A 1,832-nucleotide genomic window follows, 5' to 3' on the forward strand; every position below is an offset into this window, starting at 1 on the left:
CGACCGAGAGCAACCCGTTCTTGGATATGAGAGCGAAGGRGGCTGAGCTGCCCGAAACAGAATATYGCGTCGTGAACAAAGACTGTTTGCGACCCATTGCACGCKCTCAGGCGGCAAGCATCCTGCTGATTGGACCACCTGCCCTTGATCCCAATCCATAGCAACACGTATGTCGGTGATCATGCGTATTCCGTCCAATCCCCTCGCGCTGATCGGGCCGGCAATACTCCTCGTCTTTGCAGCGAGCTTCGCCGCGGTCTGGGTGAGGGACCGGCGGCACCAGCACCTGCTGTTTCTCGGCGCAGCCTGCCTGCTCTTCTGTGCCGGGACCTTATCCCAGCTTCTGGCCATACCGGATGGCGATGGCGTCAATGCGGTGACCTCGGCACTGATCTACACCGTAAGCGTCTTGCTTCTCAGCGATGGACTTCTCAGGCGCTCGGGTGCGCGGCTGTCATGGGYTGCGTATCTGATCGTCCCGATTCTGATCGTCAGTGGCATCGCTTATTTTTACTACATCGATCGCCGCCTCATTGTCCGGATCTATCTGTTGAACTTCAGTTATGGGCTGATCCTTCTTACGACGGCCTGGCGCCTGCGCCGGCTTCGGACCGGACGACTCTCAGAGCAGATCCTCTTCTGGGTGCTGATGGTCTTCTCGTTGCACTTCTTTCCTCGCACCGTGCTGACCGTTGGAGCAACCGCACCGGCTGCCGGCGCTTTCGGCTCGTCTCCCTTTTGGTTGGCCTTGCAGTTCTCGCTGGCGGTCTCGGGGGTCGCGCTGGCGCTYGCTGTGCTCGCYGTCACCGTCGGTGACACGATCGAGACGYTGCGCCATGAGCGATCGACCGATCACCTGACCGGCCTGTCGAACAGGCTGGGGTTCGAAGAGGCTGCCGATCGGGTGTTGCGCRACGCTCGTGCCTGGCCGGTCTGCCTTGTGGTTGCTGATATCGACCGTTTCAAGAGCATCAACGACATGTTCGGGCATCCCGCCGGCGATGCCGTCCTTAGAGCGTTCGCGAAGCTGCTCAAGGAGACATCCCGGRAAATCGACCTTTGCGGACGTCTCGGYGGCGAAGAGTTCGCCGTGCTGTTGCCCAACTGCGATATGGCCGGCAGCTACGCCTTCGCCGATCGGCTCCGATCCCTTGTGCGGCAAACCCGTTTTGCGGCTCTCCCGCAGGCAAGATATGTGACGGCGAGTTTCGGACTGGTCGTTGCCAACCGAGGCGAAAGCTTGAGCAGTCTCGTCGCCCGCGCCGACAAGGCGCTCTACCAAGCCAAGCGCTCGGGCAGAAACCGCGTCGCAATCAACTCTGAGAGCCTCGCTATGCCAGCGCCGGCAAGTACATCACCCTGAATGTGAGAGGCTGAGCAGCGCACAASCAGACGTTGGCTCAACGCTGGCAAGCGGACATTAGCTAATGCGCCGATAGGCTCGCGAGGGTGCCAGTTGGGGATCTCGCTTTCGTGGGCGACTCCGCATCGGAACTCCCGGATATAGAGGCTGCGCCGGATTGGGCCTGGCGGGCGCYAATGGCTCCCAAGGTAGCCATTGGAGTTCGACTCGCCAAATTGCTGCRCYACATCRTTMGGCCGCCTCCCACGAGAATGAGGATGCAAACCTCGCTAGCTTGCCCTGTGTAGCGCAAGCACTGCATTGGCAAAGTCGCCCGGCGCTTCCTGCGGGATATTGTGCCGACGCCGGTGAGCACATGATGGGTAAAGGAGCCGCCGAAATACCGGGAATGAAAATCCTGGTCGTGAGTGAGTGATGCCCGGCTTGTTTGTATAGCCTTGCCCGTCCTCGGAGGCTTGGTGCCTATAGC

1 protein-coding gene is annotated in these 1,832 nt (G+C 60.4%); it reads left to right on the plus strand.

Annotation, left to right across the window (positions count from 1 at the left end; all coding sequences use genetic code 11):
- The first annotated feature begins 169 nt into the window (after positions 1-169).
- A complete protein-coding gene (locus AB4Y99_RS27445) occupies positions 170-1,363 on the plus strand; it encodes a GGDEF domain-containing protein (protein ID WP_441525573.1) in 1,194 nt (397 codons plus the stop codon).
- Positions 1,364-1,832 lie beyond the last annotated feature (469 nt).

It is taken from the genome of Allobosea sp. TAB14 (assembly GCF_052113865.1).
GTDB lineage: Bacteria > Pseudomonadota > Alphaproteobacteria > Rhizobiales > Beijerinckiaceae > Allobosea > Allobosea spartocytisi.